This is a genomic window from Pseudarthrobacter humi, assembly GCF_024294965.1.
Lineage (GTDB): Bacteria > Actinomycetota > Actinomycetes > Actinomycetales > Micrococcaceae > Arthrobacter > Arthrobacter humi.
Window position 1 is genome coordinate 104,043 of the sequence record NZ_JANCLV010000003.1, and the last position, 17,054, is coordinate 121,096.

At 65.1% G+C, this 17,054-nt stretch carries 12 protein-coding genes; 1 reads left to right on the forward strand and 11 read right to left on the reverse strand.

What is annotated here, in order from left to right; translation table 11 throughout:
- Window positions 1-103: 103 nt before the first annotated feature.
- The 11 genes from whiA to NFC73_RS05865 all read right to left on the reverse strand — a co-directional run bounded on the left by whiA (window position 104) and on the right by NFC73_RS05865 (window position 14,408).
- Window positions 104-1,084, reverse strand: a complete 981-nt coding sequence (gene whiA, locus NFC73_RS05815; RefSeq protein WP_056339766.1) for a DNA-binding protein WhiA — start codon at window positions 1,082-1,084, stop codon at window positions 104-106.
- Between the two features lie 9 nt (window positions 1,085-1,093).
- A complete protein-coding gene (locus NFC73_RS05820) occupies window positions 1,094-2,113 on the reverse strand; it encodes a gluconeogenesis factor YvcK family protein (RefSeq protein WP_254748401.1) in 1,020 nt (339 codons plus the stop codon).
- Window positions 2,113-3,036 carry an RNase adapter RapZ gene (rapZ, locus tag NFC73_RS05825; RefSeq protein ID WP_252565281.1) on the reverse strand — a complete coding sequence of 308 codons (924 nt, stop codon included), beginning with the start codon at window positions 3,034-3,036 and terminating at the stop codon, window positions 2,113-2,115. The genes NFC73_RS05820 and rapZ overlap by 1 nt, the downstream gene beginning before the upstream one ends.
- Window positions 3,037-3,108: 72 nt before the next feature.
- A complete protein-coding gene (uvrC, locus tag NFC73_RS05830; RefSeq protein ID WP_254748403.1) occupies window positions 3,109-5,112 on the reverse strand; it encodes an excinuclease ABC subunit UvrC in 2,004 nt (667 codons plus the stop codon).
- Window positions 5,113-5,124: 12 nt separating this feature from the next.
- Entirely contained in the window at window positions 5,125-5,793 is a 669-nt protein-coding gene (locus tag NFC73_RS05835) for a lysophospholipid acyltransferase family protein (protein ID WP_254748405.1), read from the reverse strand.
- Window positions 5,780-6,493, reverse strand: a complete 714-nt coding sequence (locus tag NFC73_RS05840) for an HAD hydrolase-like protein (RefSeq protein ID WP_254748407.1) — start codon at window positions 6,491-6,493, stop codon at window positions 5,780-5,782. The genes NFC73_RS05835 and NFC73_RS05840 overlap by 14 nt, the downstream gene beginning before the upstream one ends.
- Window positions 6,494-6,571: 78 nt before the next feature.
- The gene (gene uvrA, locus NFC73_RS05845; RefSeq protein WP_254748409.1) at window positions 6,572-9,499 is read right to left on the reverse strand and encodes an excinuclease ABC subunit UvrA; all 2,928 of its coding nucleotides are present in this window, start codon (window positions 9,497-9,499) and stop codon (window positions 6,572-6,574) included.
- 48 nt (window positions 9,500-9,547) lie between these two features.
- Window positions 9,548-9,928 carry a GntR family transcriptional regulator gene (locus tag NFC73_RS05850; RefSeq protein WP_254748411.1) on the reverse strand — a complete coding sequence of 127 codons (381 nt, stop codon included), beginning with the start codon at window positions 9,926-9,928 and terminating at the stop codon, window positions 9,548-9,550.
- On the reverse strand, window positions 9,925-11,736 hold the full coding sequence (locus tag NFC73_RS05855) for an ABC transporter ATP-binding protein (protein ID WP_254748413.1): 1,812 nt from the start codon (window positions 11,734-11,736) through the stop codon (window positions 9,925-9,927). Before NFC73_RS05855 ends, NFC73_RS05850 begins: the two co-directional genes overlap by 4 nt.
- Window positions 11,733-13,478, reverse strand: a complete 1,746-nt coding sequence (locus NFC73_RS05860) for an ABC transporter ATP-binding protein (RefSeq protein ID WP_254748415.1) — start codon at window positions 13,476-13,478, stop codon at window positions 11,733-11,735. Before NFC73_RS05860 ends, NFC73_RS05855 begins: the two co-directional genes overlap by 4 nt.
- Before the next feature lie 144 nt (window positions 13,479-13,622).
- The gene (locus NFC73_RS05865) at window positions 13,623-14,408 is read right to left on the reverse strand and encodes a trans-aconitate 2-methyltransferase (RefSeq protein ID WP_254748417.1); all 786 of its coding nucleotides are present in this window, start codon (window positions 14,406-14,408) and stop codon (window positions 13,623-13,625) included.
- A 96-nt stretch (window positions 14,409-14,504) separates the two neighbouring features.
- Here NFC73_RS05865 and NFC73_RS05870 point away from each other — a divergent pair, with 96 nt between their 5' ends.
- Entirely contained in the window at window positions 14,505-17,051 is a 2,547-nt protein-coding gene (locus NFC73_RS05870; RefSeq protein WP_254748419.1) for a DEAD/DEAH box helicase, read from the forward strand.
- Window positions 17,052-17,054: the final 3 nt, after the last annotated feature.

Consider the following 17,054-nt stretch of genomic DNA (forward strand, 5'->3'; position numbering starts at 1 on the left):
CCAATGTCGTGGACGGTCTGTCCGGGTTGTAACTCTCGGATTGTGCATCCGGATGACTGGCATCCGGAAGATCAGGGTGGACGCTCTGATTCTAGGGGCGCCGCTACTCGTCCAGCATCTCAGGCGTCACATTGGCATCAGTGCCAGGGATCCCCAAATCGATGGCCCGCTTATCCGCCATGGCCAGGAGCCGGCGGATGCGGCCGGCGATGGCATCCTTGGTCATGACCGGATCTGCCAGGCGCCCCAGCTCGTCCAGGCTCGCCTGTTTGTGGGCCACCCGGAGTTCGCCGGCGTATTTGAGGTGGTCCGGGACGTCGTCGCCCAGTATCTCCAGTGCCCTGTCAACCCTGGCTCCGGCGGCCACGGCCGCCTGGGCGGAGCGCCGCAGGTTGGCGTCGTCGAAGTTGGCCAGCCGGTTGGCCGTGGCCCTGACTTCCTTGCGCATCCTGCGTTCTTCCCACACCATCAGGGCGTCGTGGGCGCCCATGCGGATGAGCAGGGCGGCGATGGTGTCGCCGTCGCGGATCACCACACGGTCCACTCCCCTGACTTCGCGGGCTTTGGCCTGGATGCCAAGACGGCGGGCGGCACCAACGAGGGCAAGCGCTGACTCGGGACCCGGGCAGGTCACCTCCAAGGATGACGAACGACCCGGCTCCGTGAGGGAACCGTGGGCCAGGAAAGCTCCACGCCACACGGCCTCGGCGTCGGCGGCCGAGCCGTTAACGACGGCCGAGGGAAGCCCCCGCACCGGCCGGCCGCGGCCGTCCAGGAGGCCGGTCTGCCGGGCCAGGGACTCGCCGTCGCGGACTACCCGGACCACGTATCGGCTGCCGCGGCGCAGTCCGCCGCCGGAGACGACGATGATCTCGCTCTGGTGGCCGTAAACCTCGGCGATGGCCGCCCGGAGCCTGCGCGCAGTGGATGCGAGGTCAACCTCGGCTTCGATCACGATCCGGCCCGAGATGATGTGCAGGCCGCCGGCGAAGCGAAGCATTGCCGAGACCTCTGCCTTGCGGACTGAGGATTTCTTGATGTCCAGACGGGACAGTTCTTCCTTGACCGATGATGTCAGTGCCATGGCACCTTCCTAACTGTTCCCGAAAATGTCGTGGTACGCCGCTGCCAGACGCAGGGGGTCATGGACGGGTCGGCGGCCCGACGCCCCCACTTTACCCAAGACAACCTCGGCGCCGATCATCCCGGCGGCTTTCTCGAACTCCTGCCGGTCCGGCACCGACGCGGGATCCGCCAGGACGACGTCGACGCTGAACTCCGGCGCATACCGGCGCAGTGCGTACAGGTGGTCCGCCGCCGACATGCCCGTGGTCTCCTTGGTGTCCGTGGCCAGGTTCATGGTGAGGCAGCGTTTCGCGGCTGTGGCACTCAGGGCGTCACGCATTTCCGGGAGCAGCAGGTGCGGCAGCACGGACGTGTACCAGGACCCCGGCCCCAGGATGACCCAGTCAGCCAGTTCGATGGCTGTCAGGGCCTCAACGCAGGCCGGCGCCTGTACGGGAAGGAGCCGGACTTGCTCCAACGAGCCGGCAACGGCGCACCGCGCCTGCCCGCGGACTGTCTGGAGCGCGAACGTGCCGTCAGGTGCAGTGACGCGGATGTCGCCTTCAATGGTCAGCGGAACGGTGGACATGGGCAGAACCTGTCCACGGGCGCCGAGCAGGGCGCCGGCCCACTTCAGGCCGGCCACGGTGTCGCCCAGCAGCTCCCAAAGGGTGACGATGAGCAGGTTGCCCATTGCATGCTCGTCCAGCGATCCGCCGCTGCCCTGGCCTGGCCGGAAACGGTGCTGCATCACGTCGCGCCAGGTGCGTCCCCAGTCCGTGTCATCGCACAAGGCGGAGAGCGCCATGCGCAGGTCTCCGGGCGGGAGGACGCCGTACTCGTCGCGCAGACGCCCTGAAGACCCGCCGTCGTCCGCCACAGTGACAATAGCGGTCAGCTCGGAGGTGAGCAGCCGCAGCGCCGAGAGCGAAGCGGAGAGTCCGTGCCCGCCGCCGAGCGCCACGACGTTGGGGCCCTTGTCCTGCTGGCCGGCCGCCGTTCCGCTGGAAACCGGTACGAGCGGGAGGGGCCCGGTGAGCATCCCCATTACTCGCGGCCCAGATCCCGATGCGTGGTGGTCACGGTCACGCGCGGATACTGTGCCAGTTTCTTGGAAAGCTCGACGGCGACGGCCACGGACCGGTGCTTGCCGCCGGTACAGCCGACGGCGATGGTGGCGTAGTGCTTGTTTTCGCGCCGGTAACCGTCCAGCACGGGCTCGAGCGCCAGGACATAGCGGTCCACGAAGTTCTTTACACCTTCCGCCTCGAGGACGTAATCGCTGACGTCCTTGTCCAGGCCCGTATGCGGGCGCAGCTGCGGGACCCAGTGCGGATTCGGGATGAACCGGACGTCAGCAACGTAGTTGGAATCCACGGGCAGGCCGTACTTGAAGCCAAAGCTCATCACGTTGAGCCGCAATGCCACCGGGCCGGTCTCACTGAAGAGTTCCGTGATGGCGGTGGCCAGGGCGTGGACGTTGTAGGTCGAGGTATCCAGTACGACGTCGGAGCTGTCGCGCAGTTCCTTGAGCACCTCCCGTTCGGCTGCAATGCCGTCGAGGATGCGGCCGCCTTCCTGGAGCGGATGGGGCCGGCGGCCCTGCTCGAACCGGCGGACCAGGACGTCGTCGTTGGCGTCGAGGAAAAGGACGCGGAACTTGACACCACTGGCGGCGAGGGCCCCCAGTGCCGCACGGACGTCGACAAAGAGGCCTTTGCTTCGGACATCCATCACCACGGCCAGCCGCGGAATGGACTGCGGAGCGTGGGAGACAATCTCGGCCAGGGTGCCAAGCATCTGCGGCGGCAGGTTTTCCACGACATACCAGCCATGGTCCTCAAGTGCGTCCGCGGCGGTGCTGCGTCCCGCCCCTGACATACCGGTGACCACCAGCAGTTCCGCTTCGAGGGGCTTGACCGGCGTCAGCCCGTCCTGCTCCGTCCCGGATTCCGCCGTAGAGTCTGCCATTCGTTCCGCCCCGTTTCTGTCCAGATGAAGGCAGGCGCCCGCAATGGCGGAAACCTGCGTTCCTTACCCTACCTAGGTTTCAATGATTTCGCCGGTGGCCATATTCACGGCCGGAAGCGCATCGCCGGCCGTGTCATCGCCGCTGAAGTGGGCCACGATGGCGTTGGCAAGGGATGGTCCAATGCCCTTGGCCGCTGTGAGTTCGGCCGCGGTGGCGGCTTTCACGCCTTTGACGGATCCGAAGTGGGTGAGCAGGGCCTTGCGTTTGGACTCGCCAAGGCCCGGCACTCCGTCCAGCGCCGAGACGGTCATGGCCTTGCCGCGCTTCTGCCGGTGGAAGGTGATGGCGAAGCGGTGGGCTTCGTCACGGATCCGCTGCAGCAGATAGAGTCCCTGGGACGTCCTGGGCAGGATCACGGGGAAGTCGCTGTCCGGCAGCCAGACTTCCTCCAGGCGTTTGGCCAGGCCCACCACGTAGACATCCTCAATGCCAAGGTCCGCCAGGGCCCGGGCTGCGGCGTTCACCTGGGGCTTGCCGCCGTCGACCACCACCAGGTTGGGCGGGTACGCGAATTTTGCCCGCGGGCCGGCCGTAGCGGTGTCCAGGACGGCGGCAGCGGCTGCTTCCAGGGCGGCCTGGTGCCCGGGCAGGGCGGACGCCTCGGACTGCGCCGACTTGTCCTGCAGGTAATGCCGGAAGCGCCGGGTCAGGACGTCGTGCATGGCGGCGGTGTCGTCTGCGGCGGCGGCCCCGGTGACGGAGAATTTCCGGTATTCGGATTTCTTGGGCAGCCCGTCCTCGACCACCACCATGGACGCCACGACGTTGGTGCCCTGGACGTGGGAGACGTCGAAGCATTCGATCCGCAGGAGCGCCACGGGCAGGTCCAGGGCTTCCTGCAGCTCCTGCAGTGCCTGGGAGCGCACGGTGAGGTCCCCCGCGCGGCGGGTCTTATGCAGTTTGAGCGCGTGCTCGGCGTTTTCACGGACGGTGGACATGAGCGCGGCCTTGTCGCCGCGCTGCGGCACCCTGACATCCACCTTGGCTCCGCGCAGGCCGCCGAGCCATTCGGTAAGTTCCGCGGCGTTGCTGGGTTCGACGGGCACCAGGACTTCGCGGGGCAGCCTGCCATGGCTGTCGCCGTCGTCGCCGTAGACCTGCTGCAGCAGGTGTTCCACGAGATCCGGGGTGGTGGCGTCCTCCACTTTTTCCACCACCCAGCCGCGCTGGCCACGGATCCGGCCGCCCCTGACGTGGAACACCTGGACGGCAGCCTCCAGTTCGTCCTCGTGCAGCGCGAAGACATCGGCGTCGGTATCGTCGGCGAGCACCACGGCGTTCCGCTCAAAGACCTTCCGCAGCGCGGCGATGTCATCACGGAGCCTCGCCGCACGCTCGTAGTCGAGGGTGCCGACGGCGTCGGCCATCTCTTTCTCGAGCTTGGTGATGAAGCGTTTGGCCTCGCCGCCCATAAACGCGCAGAAGTCCTCCGCCAGGGCCCGGTGTTCCTCGGGAGTCACCCGGCCAACGCAGGGGGCCGAGCATTTATCGATGTAGCCCAGCAGGCACGGCCGGCCGCTCGCCTGGGCCCGCTTGAGGACCCCGGCGCTGCAGCTGCGGACGGGGAAAACCCGCAGCAAGGTGTCCATGGTTTCCCGGATCGCGCCGGCCGTGTACGGGCCGAAGTAGCGTGTACCCTTTCGGCGGTCCCCACGCATGACCTGGACCCTGGGGAGCTTCTCGCTCATGGTGAGGGCCAGGTAGGGATAGGTTTTGTCGTCGCGGAAGACCACGTTGAAGCGTGGCTTGTATTCCTTGATCCAGGTGTATTCAAGCTGCAGCGACTCCAGCTCGCTGCCCACCACTGTCCATTCGACACTGCTGGCCGTGTGAACCATTGCGTGGGTTTTGGGCAGCAGGCCCGCCGGATTCGCGAAGTAGGAGTTCAGGCGGGAGCGCAGGCTTTTGGCTTTGCCGACGTAGATGACCCGGCCGTGGGGATCGCGGAACCGGTACACCCCGGGGTTGGTGGGAATTTCACCCGTCTGGGGCCTGTAACTTGCTGGATCTGCCACTACTTCATTCTACTAATCCGTGCTTTTACTTTGGTTGTAGCTGCTGGAGCGTTCCTGGCCGCTGAGTTCGGCGATCGCATCCATGATGCGGTCCGTTACCTGCCGTCGGGCCGGGAGCGAATGGTCCGGGCCCGTTTTGTCGAAATACAGGGGCTCCCCCACTTTCATGGTGAAGTGATGCGGCTTGAAGCCCTTCTCACCGGCCGGCTGCAGGTTCTCCGTCCCGATCAGGCCGACCGGGATCACGGGAGCGCCGGTTGCCAGTGCAAGCCAGCCCACGCCGGTGCGGCCGCGGTAGAGAATGCCGTCCCGCGACCGTGTGCCTTCAGGGTAGATGCCGATGCCCTTGCCTGCTTCGAGGATGTCCAGGAGGGTTTTGAGCGCCTGGACGCTTGCTGCCTGCTCGCCGCGCTCCACCGGGATGGATCCCACGGACTCAAAAAAGGACTTCATGACTCTGCCCTTGACGCCACCCGTGGTGAAGTACTCGGCTTTGGCGAAGAAGGCCACCGGCCGCGGCATCAGTGCCTGGACAATGACGCTGTCAAAGAAGGAAAGATGGTTCGGGGCCACAATGAAGGGCCCCTCTTTCGGGACGTTTTCCAGGCCGACGACGGTGGGCCGGCAGGTGCCCGCGACGAGCCCGCGAAATGTCCAGCGGACCGCCTCAAACAGCGCCATCGTTGCGCACCTCACTCATCGCGGCAGCGTGGATGGCTTCGAGGCGCCCGATGGCGGCGACCATGCCCGCGGTGGTGTCCACCACGGTGACGGCCCCGGCTTCCTCGAGTTCGCCGTCGGGACCGAATCCCCAGCCCACGCCGATGCAGTCAAGCCCGTTCGCGATGGCTCCGGCCACGTCCTGGGCGCGGTCACCCACCATCACGGCGTGCTGGGTGGACAGGTCGGTCAGGGCCGCGGAGATGATCTCCGCCTTACCCAGCGGACCGACCGTCGACGATTCGTTGTCTGCCGAACCCCTGATGGACTGGAACAGGTTGGCGATGCCGTGGTGGCGCAGCACAATCTGGGCCAGCCCCTCGGGCTTCTGCGTGGCGACGGCCACTGGCCTGCCTTCGGCAGCGAAGGTCTCCAGCGCTTCCCTGATCCCGGGGTACAGCCGGCTCTGGGCTATCCCCGTGGCCAGGTAGTACTGCCGGTAGGTCCGGATGACCTCGTCAAGCTTGTCGGCCGGAACCTTGCAGACACTCTGGAGTGCGTCGCTGAGTTTGGGTCCGATCATCGAGTTCAGGACGTCCTGGCCGGGAACCGGCAGGCCTGCGGCGGCCAGGGCTGCGGCGATTCCGCCGGAGATTCCGCCGGCCGGATCGACAAGAGTGCCGTCCAGGTCAAAGATCACGGGCACTGTTGTTTGAGTCACCGGCTTAGTTTCTCACGACACCGGGCATGCCTGAAACTCGCATGCCCGACACGGCATACGTCATCGGAGGCCAACCGCCTAGCCGAGTATTTCCGCGAGGAAGGATGCCGTGTGGCCCTGGGTGGATTTCGATACCTGCTCGGGCGTGCCGGTGGCCACGATCTGGCCGCCGCCCGAACCGCCGTCCGGGCCAAGATCCACGATCCAGTCGGCGCTCTTGATGACGTCCAGGTTGTGTTCGATGGTGATCACCGTGTTGCCCTTGTCCACCAGACTTTGAAGGACCATCAGGAGCTTGCGGATGTCCTCGAAGTGCAGGCCCGTGGTGGGCTCGTCGAGAACATACACACTGCGTCCGTTGGAGCGCTTCTGCAGTTCTGCGGCGAGCTTGACACGCTGGGCCTCGCCGCCGGAGAGGGTGGTCGCCGGCTGTCCCAGCCGTACGTAGCCGAGGCCCACGTCCACGAGGGTGTTCAGGTGCCGGGCGATCGGGGAGAAGGCAGCGAAGAACTCCGCACCTTCTTCGATGGGCATGTTGAGCACATCCGCGATGGTCTTGCCCTTGTAGTGGACTTCGAGGGTTTCGCGGTTGTACCGTGCGCCGTGGCATACCTCGCAGGGCACGTAGACGTCCGGCAGGAAGTTCATTTCGATCTTCAGCGTGCCGTCACCTGCGCAGGCTTCGCAGCGCCCGCCCTTGACGTTGAAGGAGAACCGGCCTGGCAGGTAGCCGCGGACCTTGGCTTCGGTGGTCTCGGCGAAGAGCTTGCGGATGTTGTCAAAGACGCCGGTGTACGTGGCCGGGTTGGAGCGCGGGGTACGCCCGATAGGGCTCTGGTCCACGTGCACCACCTTGTCCAGGTGTTCCAGGCCCATGATGCTCTTGTGGCGTCCGGCCACCTGTTTGGCGCCGTTGAGCTTGTTGGCCAGCACCTTGTAGAGGATCTCGTTGACCAGGGTGGATTTGCCGGAGCCGCTGACGCCGGTCACGGCGGTGAAAAGGCCCAGGGGGAAGGCCGCATCAACGTTGACCAGGTTGTTTTCACGCGCCCCGACGACCTTCAGCTCACGCTTTTTGTCGTATTTGCGCCGCTTCTTGGGGATGTCGATCTTCTTGCGGCCGGACAGGTAATCGCCGGTCAGTGAGTTGGTGTTGGCCAGGAGATCCTGGTACGAACCCGAATGCACCACCTGGCCGCCGTGCTCGCCTGCGCCGGGCCCGATGTCCACGATCCAGTCCGCCACCTGGATGGTGTCCTCATCGTGCTCGACAACGATGAGGGTGTTGCCCATGTCGCGGAGCCGGGTCAGGGTTTCAATAAGCCGGCGGTTGTCGCGCTGGTGGAGGCCGATGGAGGGCTCGTCCAGGACGTAAAGGACGCCCACGAGGCCGGAACCGATCTGGGTGGCGAGCCGGATTCGCTGTGCTTCGCCGCCGGACAAGGTGGCAGAGGGGCGCTCGAGATTCAGGTATTCCAGCCCGACGTCGAGCAGGAAGGTCAGCCGGGCCTGTATTTCCTTGAGCACCTGGTGGGCGATCTGGGCCTCGCGGCCGGTGAGGACCAGGTTGTTCAGGAAGTCCGCGCAGACGCGCATGGGCATGGCGGCGACATCGGCGATGGATTTGCCGTTGATCAGGACGGACAGCGAGGCGGGGTTGAGCCGGGCGCCGTTGCACGCGGGGCAAGCGATCTGCCGCATGTACTCTTCGTAGCGGTCGCGCGCCCACTCGGAATCCGTCTCACCGTGCTTGCGGTGGACATACTGGATGGCACCTTCGAAGCCGGTGCTGTATTTACGTTCCCGTCCGAAGCGGTTCTTGTACTGCACAACCACCTTGTGGTCCTTGCCGTGCAGGACGGTCTGGCGGACGTCGTCGCCCAGCTTCTCCCAGGGTGTGTCCATGGAGAAGCCAAGCTCCTTGGACAGCCCTTCGAGCAGGCGGTTCCAATACTCGGTGGTTGCGGTGCCAAGCGACCATGGCGCGATGGCGCCCTCGGACAAGGACAGCTCAGGATTCGGAACGATCAGTTCTTCGTCAACCTCGAGCCGGGTACCGATGCCGCTGCACGCGGAACAGGCGCCGAAAGGGTTGTTGAAGGAGAAGGACCGCGGCTCGATTTCATCGATGGCCAGGGGATGCTCGTTAGGGCAGGCGAGGTTCTCGGAAAATGCCCGCAGCCTTCCCGGCGCGTCTGCGTCCAGATCGACGAACTCGGCCAGCACGCGGCCTTCGGCCAGGCCAAGCGCCGTTTCAACGGAGTCCGTGAGGCGCTGGCTGATGCCTTCCTTGACCACCAGGCGGTCCACCACCACCTCAATGGTGTGCTTGAACTGCTTGCCCAGTTTGGGCGGCTCGCTCAGCTGGATCAGCTCACCGTCCACCCGGGCACGCGAATAGCCCTTGGCGGTCAGCTCCTTGAAGAGGTCCACGAACTCGCCCTTGCGCCCCCGTACCACCGGCGCCAGGACCTGGAATCGCGTGCCTTCGTCAAGCTCAAGCAACTGGTCCACGATCTGCTGCGGAGTCTGCCGGGCCACAACCTCGCCACAGACCGGGCAATGCGGCCGTCCCACGCGTGCCCACAGCAGTCGCATGTAGTCATAAATTTCGGTGATGGTGCCAACCGTGGAGCGAGGGTTCTTGCTGGTGGACTTCTGGTCAATCGATACCGCCGGCGAGAGCCCCTCGATGAAATCGACGTCCGGCTTGTCCACCTGGCCGAGGAACTGGCGGGCATAGGCCGACAGGGACTCAACGTAGCGCCGCTGGCCCTCGGCGAAGATTGTGTCGAACGCCAGGGACGACTTCCCGGAACCGGACAGCCCGGTGAAAACGATCATGGCATCACGGGGCAGATCCAGGTCCACGTTGCGCAGGTTATGCTCGCGCGCCCCTTTGACCACAAGGCGGGAGAGGTCTGGCCGGGCAGGCGCGGCTGGGGCCTGGGGAACGGCGACGGGGACGGATTCGACTGCTGTTTCTTCAGCTACGGCTTTAGGCACCCACTAATGCTAATCGAAAACTTCTTCGAATATCCATGCGGGGTCCGGCTAGTCGGCGTCGTAGGCTGCCGCCAGCAGCTGCACTGCTTCCGCAAAGCTTGCACCTTGGGCCTTGGCCACTGACGCATACGAGTTGGCGGCCAGGGAGAGTGCATCCGCCCGCTCATCACGCGCGCACACCACGGTGCCGTTCCTGCCCTTCGTGGCCACGACACCGGCTGCCTCCAGCTCCTTGTACGCCCTGGCCACCGTGTGGGGCGCGACGTCGAGCAGCCCCGCCAGGGTCCGCACCGCCGGCAGCTTGGTTCCCGGCGGAAGGCCCCCGCTGTCCGCGAGGCGGATCACCTGCAGGCGCAGCTGTTCAAACAGTGCCACCGTGCTGGACTGGTTGGGCTTCCAGGTTCCGGGGAACGGACCGGCTGTTGTCATCGTCCGGCCTCCAACGTGTCGGCGCGGCCCGGGCGGCCGGCGAACTGGGCGTTGTAGAGCCGTGCATAGCGGCCGTTGGCCGCCAGGAGGCTTCGATGGGTTCCCTGCTCTGCAATGCGTCCATGGTCCATGACCAGAATTAGATCAGCGTCCCGGACCGTGGACAAACGGTGGGCGATCACAAAGCTTGTTTTTCCACGGCGCAACCTTTGCATGGCCTGGCGGATCAGGACCTCGGTCCGGGAATCCACTGAACTGGTGGCCTCATCCAGGACCAGCACAGTGCGGTCCGCCAACTGCGCCCGGGCGATGGCGATCAGCTGGCGCTGGCCCTGGCTGAGCGGCTCTCCCCCGTTGCCCAGCATCGTGTCGTAGCCGGCCGGCAGCGACCTGATGAGGTGGTCCACGTGGCTCGCCTCGGCTGCCGCGGTGATCTCCGCAGCCGAGGCTCCTGGCCGGCCGTATTCGATGTTCTCCCTGATGGTGCCGGAAAACAGCCAGGCATCCTGCAGCACCACCCCGAATCCATTGCGCAGGACATCCCGCGGAATGTCAGCAATGTCGGTCCCCCCGATGGTGATCCGGCCGGCGTCGACCTCATAGAACCGCATGAGCAGGTTGACAACTGTGGTCTTGCCGGCGCCCGTGTGCCCGACAATCGCGACGGTCCTGCCCGGTTCCACCGTGAACGACAGTCCACGGACCACCGGGTCAGCCCGGGCATAGCCGAAAGTGACATCACTGAACACAATCCGCCCTGCCTGACCGGGTTTGTGACCGTCACTTTCGGCCTCGGCAGGGATCTCGGCGGCGTCGAGCAGGTCGAACACACGGCGCGCCGAAGCCACGCAGGACTGGATGACGTTGAGCATGCCGCCGATCTGGCCCACAGGCTGGGTGAAAAGCCGGCTGAACTGGATAAACGCCTGGATCCCGCCGATGGTCATGGCCCCCGCGGTGACCTGGAGCGCCCCCACCACCGCCACCGCGATGTAGTTGATATTGGCGATAAGGACCATCAACGGCTGGACAATGCCGGATGAATACTGGGCCCGTGCGGATGCCCGGGCCAGGCGGTCGTTGCTTGCCGTGAAGACTGCCGCTGCCTGGTCCTGGTACCCGAAGGCCTTTATCACCTCGTGCCCGGTGACGAACTCCTCCACGTGCGCGTTCAACTCACCCGTTTCGGTCCACTGGCGGGCAAAATGCGCTTGGGACTTCCGGGCAACCATAACGGTGATAAGCGTGGACAAGGGCACAGAAACAAGCGCGATCAGGGCCAGGAGCGGCGAGATCCACAGCATCATGGCCAAGGCACCGCACAGCATCAGGACGGACATGATCAGCTGCGTGAGGACCTGGCTGAGCGCTTGCGAAATATTGTCGATGTCATTGGTGACGCGGCTCAGGACATCACCCCTGGACTGCTCTTGGAAGTACGTGGAAGGAAGCCGGTGCAGCTTGTCCTGAACCGATGCCCTGAGGCGATACATCAGGCCGTGAACCGCGCTGGCCGTCAGCGCTCCCTGGATCCAGTTGAACAGCGAAGCGCCGATGTACATCGCGGCAACGGCAGCCAGCAGGAGTCCCAGGCGCTGCCCGTCGAGCGCTCCGCTGTAGACCCCACCCACCACCACATCGGTGGCATTACCGAGGTAGTGCGGCGCCGCGACGTTGAGGGCAACAAAAGCACAAGTGGCCGCAACTGCACCCAGCATCCGCCACCTGGACGGGCGCAGCAACGAGAGGACCCGGCGCGCTGTGGGCCAGAATCCGTCGGACGCCCCGGCGCCGGGCGAAGCGGTCATGGCGCGTCGTCCAGCGCCAGTTGGGACTCGGCGATTTCCCGGTAGGTGGCAGACGTCTCCAGCAGTTGCAGGTGTGTTCCCTGGGCAACCAGCCGGCCGTCGTCGAGCACCAGGATCTGGCTGGCCCCGGCAGCGGTGGAGATCCGTTCCGCCACGACAATGACCACTGCACCCTCAAGCGCAATCTCCAGGGCATCCCGGACCCGGGCCTCGGTGGCGAAGTCCAGCGCAGAAAAGCTGTCGTCAAAGAGATAGACGGGGACCCGCCGCAGAAGGGCCCGCGCTATGCAGAGACGCTGCCGCTGGCCGCCGGAGAGATTCGTTCCGCCTTGCCCGACCTCCGTGTCCATCCCCCGTGGCAGCGCACGGACGAAGCCGGCGGCCTGGGCCGTCTCCAAGGCTTCCCAAAGCTGGCGCTCGGTTGCCTCCGGAGCTGCGACGCGCAGGTTGTCAGCGATGGTTCCGGAGAAGAGGTGCGACAGTTGCGGCACCACAGCCATGGTCCGGCGCAGGAGGTCCAAGGGCATCGAGCAGATGTTCCGGCCGCCGATGCTGATGGTTCCGGCCGTGGCGTCCAGGAACCGGGGCACCAGGCTCAGGAGTGTCGACTTGCCGCTCCCTGTTGAGCCGACGATGGCAACAGTGGTTCCTGGCCGGGCCGTGAAGCTGATGTCTTCCAGTACCGGATTTTCGGCACCGGGGTAGGAGAAGCCGACGTTCCTGAAAGTGACGCAACCGCCCTCCAGGGAGCTCCCCTGGCGGGTCTCTTGGGGCGCCTTGTGGTCCTGGACTGACGGTTTTGCGCCGAGCACGGCACCCAGCCGTTCTGCGCAGGCAGCGGCCCGCGGAGCCGTCATGAACACGTACATGGCCATCATGATTGCCAGGAGAATCTGCAGGATGTAGGCGATAAAGGCCGTGAGGGCACCAATCTTCATCCCGCCGTCGTAAACCCGCTGACCACCGAACCACACCACGGCCACCGACGACAGGTTGACCACAATCATGATCAGCGGCAGCATGCCGGCCACGAGCAGCGATGACTGAAGGTTGTTTCCCGTGAGGCTGCTGTTGGCCTTCGCAAACCGGCGTGTTTCGTGTCCCTGCCTGACGAATGCGCGGATCACATTCGCACCGATGATCTGCTCGCGAAAGAGCTCCCCTGTTCGGTCCAGGAGCTCCTGCCCCTGGCGGTACAGGGGAACGAGGCGCCGGACGATGAGATACATGATGAGCAGAAGTATCGGCATGATGACCATCACAACGCTTGAAAGCACCATGTCCTGCTGCCACGCCAGCAAGACGCCCCCGGCCGCCATCACGGGGGCCGCCACCAGCATGGTGAAGACCAGGACGGCGAACGACTGGATCTGCTGGGTGTCGTTGGTGGCCCTGGTAACGAGGCTTTGCGTGCCGAAGGCTGCCATTTCCTGGGACGAAAGCGACTGGATCCTGGTGAAGACCTCGCCGCGCAGCTGGTGCCCAAGTTTCATGGCAACCACTGCCCCGAAGTAACCCGCGGCGATGGCCGCCGATGCCTGCACCGCTGCTATCAGAACCATGACAGTGCCCAGGCGGAAGATTTCCGGCGTGTTCCCCGCAACGATGCCGTCGTCGATGATGGCGGCGTTGATGGTGGGCAGCAGCAGGTTGCCTGCGGTCTGGACAAGCTGGAGAGCAACGATCGCGGCTACGGCGCCCTTGTGGCCGGCCAGCAGCCGGGTCATCAAGCCGAAAAGCATCGCACCTCCAGGACGGATTTGGGAGGCCGATGAGGGTCCGGCCATTTGCCATCCCCAGAAGCCGCTGTCGTCATTGTAATCAGCATCACATTTTCTTCTCAGTCATAAGGCATTTCCGACCAGAGAACTTCAAACGAATGGAGTTTATGCGCGTGCCTGCTTTTGCGCCACGGCAAAAATCCGCCGGAACGGAAATACCGTGCCATGTGCCGTCGCCGGGTATGCGGCCCGCAGGGCTGCAGCATACTCCGCTTCAAAGGCGTGCCCGTCCTCGGCCGAAAGAGCCGCCGCGACCGGGCGCAACGCCGTGCCCCGCACCCAGTCCAGCACCGGATCCGTCCCAGTGAGGACCTGCTGGTAGGTGGTTTCCCAGGCGTCTGCCGTGCAGCCAGCGTCCAGCATGATGCTGAGGTAGTCTGCGGGCTCCCCCACGGACTCGCCGCCGCGAAGTACGCCGTCGAGCTGGGGCGACCAGCGTGCCGAACCTGCGAGTTCCCGCATCAGGGCATGGGACGCGGCATTGAAGTTCCCCGGCACCTGCATGGCGAACCAGGCGCCGGGCTTGAGCGCCGCCAGCCAGCCCGCCAGCATCTCCTGATGCCCCGGCACCCACTGAAGCGCGGCATTGGTGACCACTACGTCGGTTTCAGCCGGGGGCGTCCAGGCTGCGATATCCGCCAGCCCGAAGCTGAGGCCCGCATGCCTGGCTGCGTGCGCGGTGGCCTTGTCCAGCATCCCCCTGGACGAATCGAGCCCCACCACTTGCGCTTCCGGCCATCTCCGGGCGAGGGTGGCCGTGAGGTTTCCCGGACCGCATCCCAGGTCCACAACGTGCTGTGGCCGGTCGGCCTGGATCCGCCCCGTCAGGTCGAAAAACGGCCGGTCACGGTAATCGCCGAACTGGACGTACTTTACGGGGTCCCACGTCACAGTTACCTCCATCGCCGGGTGCTGTCTGGCAGTACCGCGAGCCTAACCCGGGCCCGCCCGGATATCCGGCACCGGCTGGCACTAAGCTGGAAATCAATGAAACTCGTTGACCAGCTGCCTGTCCTGTCCGCCTCAGACCCCTCCGGCGCAGGCATCGACCCGGACGCCCTGTACACCCAATTCCTTGAGTGGACCGAAAGCCGGGGCCTGGAACTGTACGCTGCCCAGGACGAGGCCATCATGGAGCTCGCCACCGGAGCCAACGTCATCCTCGCCACCCCGACGGGCTCCGGCAAATCTCTGGTGGCCATCGCGGCGCACTTCCAGGCCATGGCGCGGGGCCAACGCAGCTACTACACCGCCCCCATTAAAGCGCTGGTCTCGGAGAAGTTCTTTGCCCTGTGCGACATTTTCGGTGCAGAAAACGTCGGCATGATCACGGGTGACTCCGGCGTCAACCAGAACGCGCCGATCATCTGCTGCACGGCAGAAATCCTCGCGAACATCGCCCTCCGCGAAGGGGCCGACGCCGAACTCGGTGCGGTCATCATGGACGAATTCCATTTCTACTCCGACCCCCAGCGTGGTTGGGCCTGGCAGGTCCCGCTGCTGGAGCTGCCCCAGGCCCAGTTCCTCCTGATGTCCGCCACCCTGGGTGATGTCAGCCGGTTCGAGGCCGGCATCACCGAACTTACGGGCCGCCCCACCACCACCGTCAGTTCAGCAGAGCGCCCCATTCCGCTGCATTACTACTACCACCAGACGCCGGTCCACGAAACACTCGAGGAACTCCTCGCCACCCGCCAGGTGCCCGCCTATGTGGTGCACTTCAGCCAGATCGAGGCCATTGACCGGGCCCAGACGCTGATGAGCATCAACGTGTGCACCCGCGAGGAGAAGGACAAGATCGCGGAGCTGATCGCGAATTTCCGTTTCGCCGCAGGCTTCGGCAAGACGCTCAACCGGCTGGTCCGGCACGGTATCGGGGTCCATCACGCCGGCATGCTGCCGAAGTACCGCAGGCTCGTGGAGCAGCTCGCCCAGGCAGGCCTGCTCAAAGTTATCTGCGGTACGGACACGCTGGGCGTGGGGATCAACGTGCCCATCCGCACCGTGTTGCTCACCGCACTGAGCAAGTACGACGGCGTCCGCACCCGCCCGCTTAACTCCCGGGAGTTCCACCAGATTGCCGGAAGGGCCGGCCGCGCCGGATATGACACCGCGGGGACAGTGGTGGTCCAGGCACCCGAGCACGTCATCGAAAACGTGAAGGCGATGGCCAAGGCCACCGCCAAGTTTGGTGACGACCAGAAGAAGCTCCGCCAGGTGGTCAAAAAGAAGCCGCCGGAGGGCTTCGTCTCCTGGGGGGAACCCACCTTCAAGCGCCTCGTGGAGTCCGTGCCCGATCCTTTGACGTCCAGCTTCAGCGTGACGCATTCGATGCTGATGAACCTGATGGAACGGCCCGGCGACCCGTTCACAGCGGCCCGCCGGCTGCTGACCGAAAACCACGAGACGCGGTCCTCACAGCTGCGACTGATGAAAAAGGCCCTGGGAATCTATCGTGAGCTCCTCGCCGCTGAGGTGGTGGAGCGCATCCCGGCAGAGGAGCAGGGCCATGATGGCAGGACAGTACGGCTCACCGTCCATCTGCAGGCCAACTTTGCCCTGAACCAGCCACTCTCGCCGTTTGCGCTGGCGGCGCTGGAACTCCTTGACCCGGATTCGCCGTCGTACGCCCTGGACGTGGTGTCCGTGATCGAGGCGACCCTCGAAAAGCCCCGCCAGATCCTCTCTGCGCAGCAGAAGAAGGCCCGCGGGGAAGCGATTGCCGCCATGAAGGCTGACGGCATCGAGTACGACCAGCGCATGGCCATGCTGGAGGAAGTCACCTATCCGCAGCCGCTCGCCGAACTCCTGGGCGAAGCCTTCGAGGTCTACCGCAAGGCCGCGCCATGGGTGGGCGACTTTGAACTGGCGCCCAAGTCCGTGGTCCGCGACATGTACGAGCGGGCAATGAACTTCGGCGAATTTGTCCAGTTCTACGGGCTGGCCCGCTCCGAGGGCATTGTATTACGCTACCTCGCCGATTGCTTCAAGGCGCTGCGCCAGACCGTGCCGCAAGACATGCTTCGGGAAGACCTTGAAGACCTCATCGCCTGGCTTGGCGAGCTGGTGCGGCAAGTGGACTCCAGCCTCCTGGACGAATGGGAGGAGCTGACGTCCGGGGCGATGCCCACCCCGCACGACGCTCCCCCTCCTCCGCCGCCGTCGCTGACGTCCAACGTCCGTGCCTTCCGCGTGATGGTCCGCAACGAGATGTTCCGCCGCGTGGAACTGTTCGCGGACGAAAACGCCGCAGCCCTGGGTGAGCTCGACGGCGTCGCGGGCTGGGATGCCAACCGCTGGGAAGACGTCCTGGACGACTACTTCGACGAACACAACGATATTGGCACCGGCCCGGACGCCCGCGGTCCCGGACTGCTCATGATCACCGAAGAGCCAGGGCTTTGGAAGGTCCGGCAGATTTTCGACGATCCGGCGAGCAACCATGACTGGGGCATCTCCGCGGAAGTGGACCTGGCGGCCTCGGATGAAACCGGTACGGCAGTGGTCCGTGTCACGGACGTCAACCGGCTCTAGGCT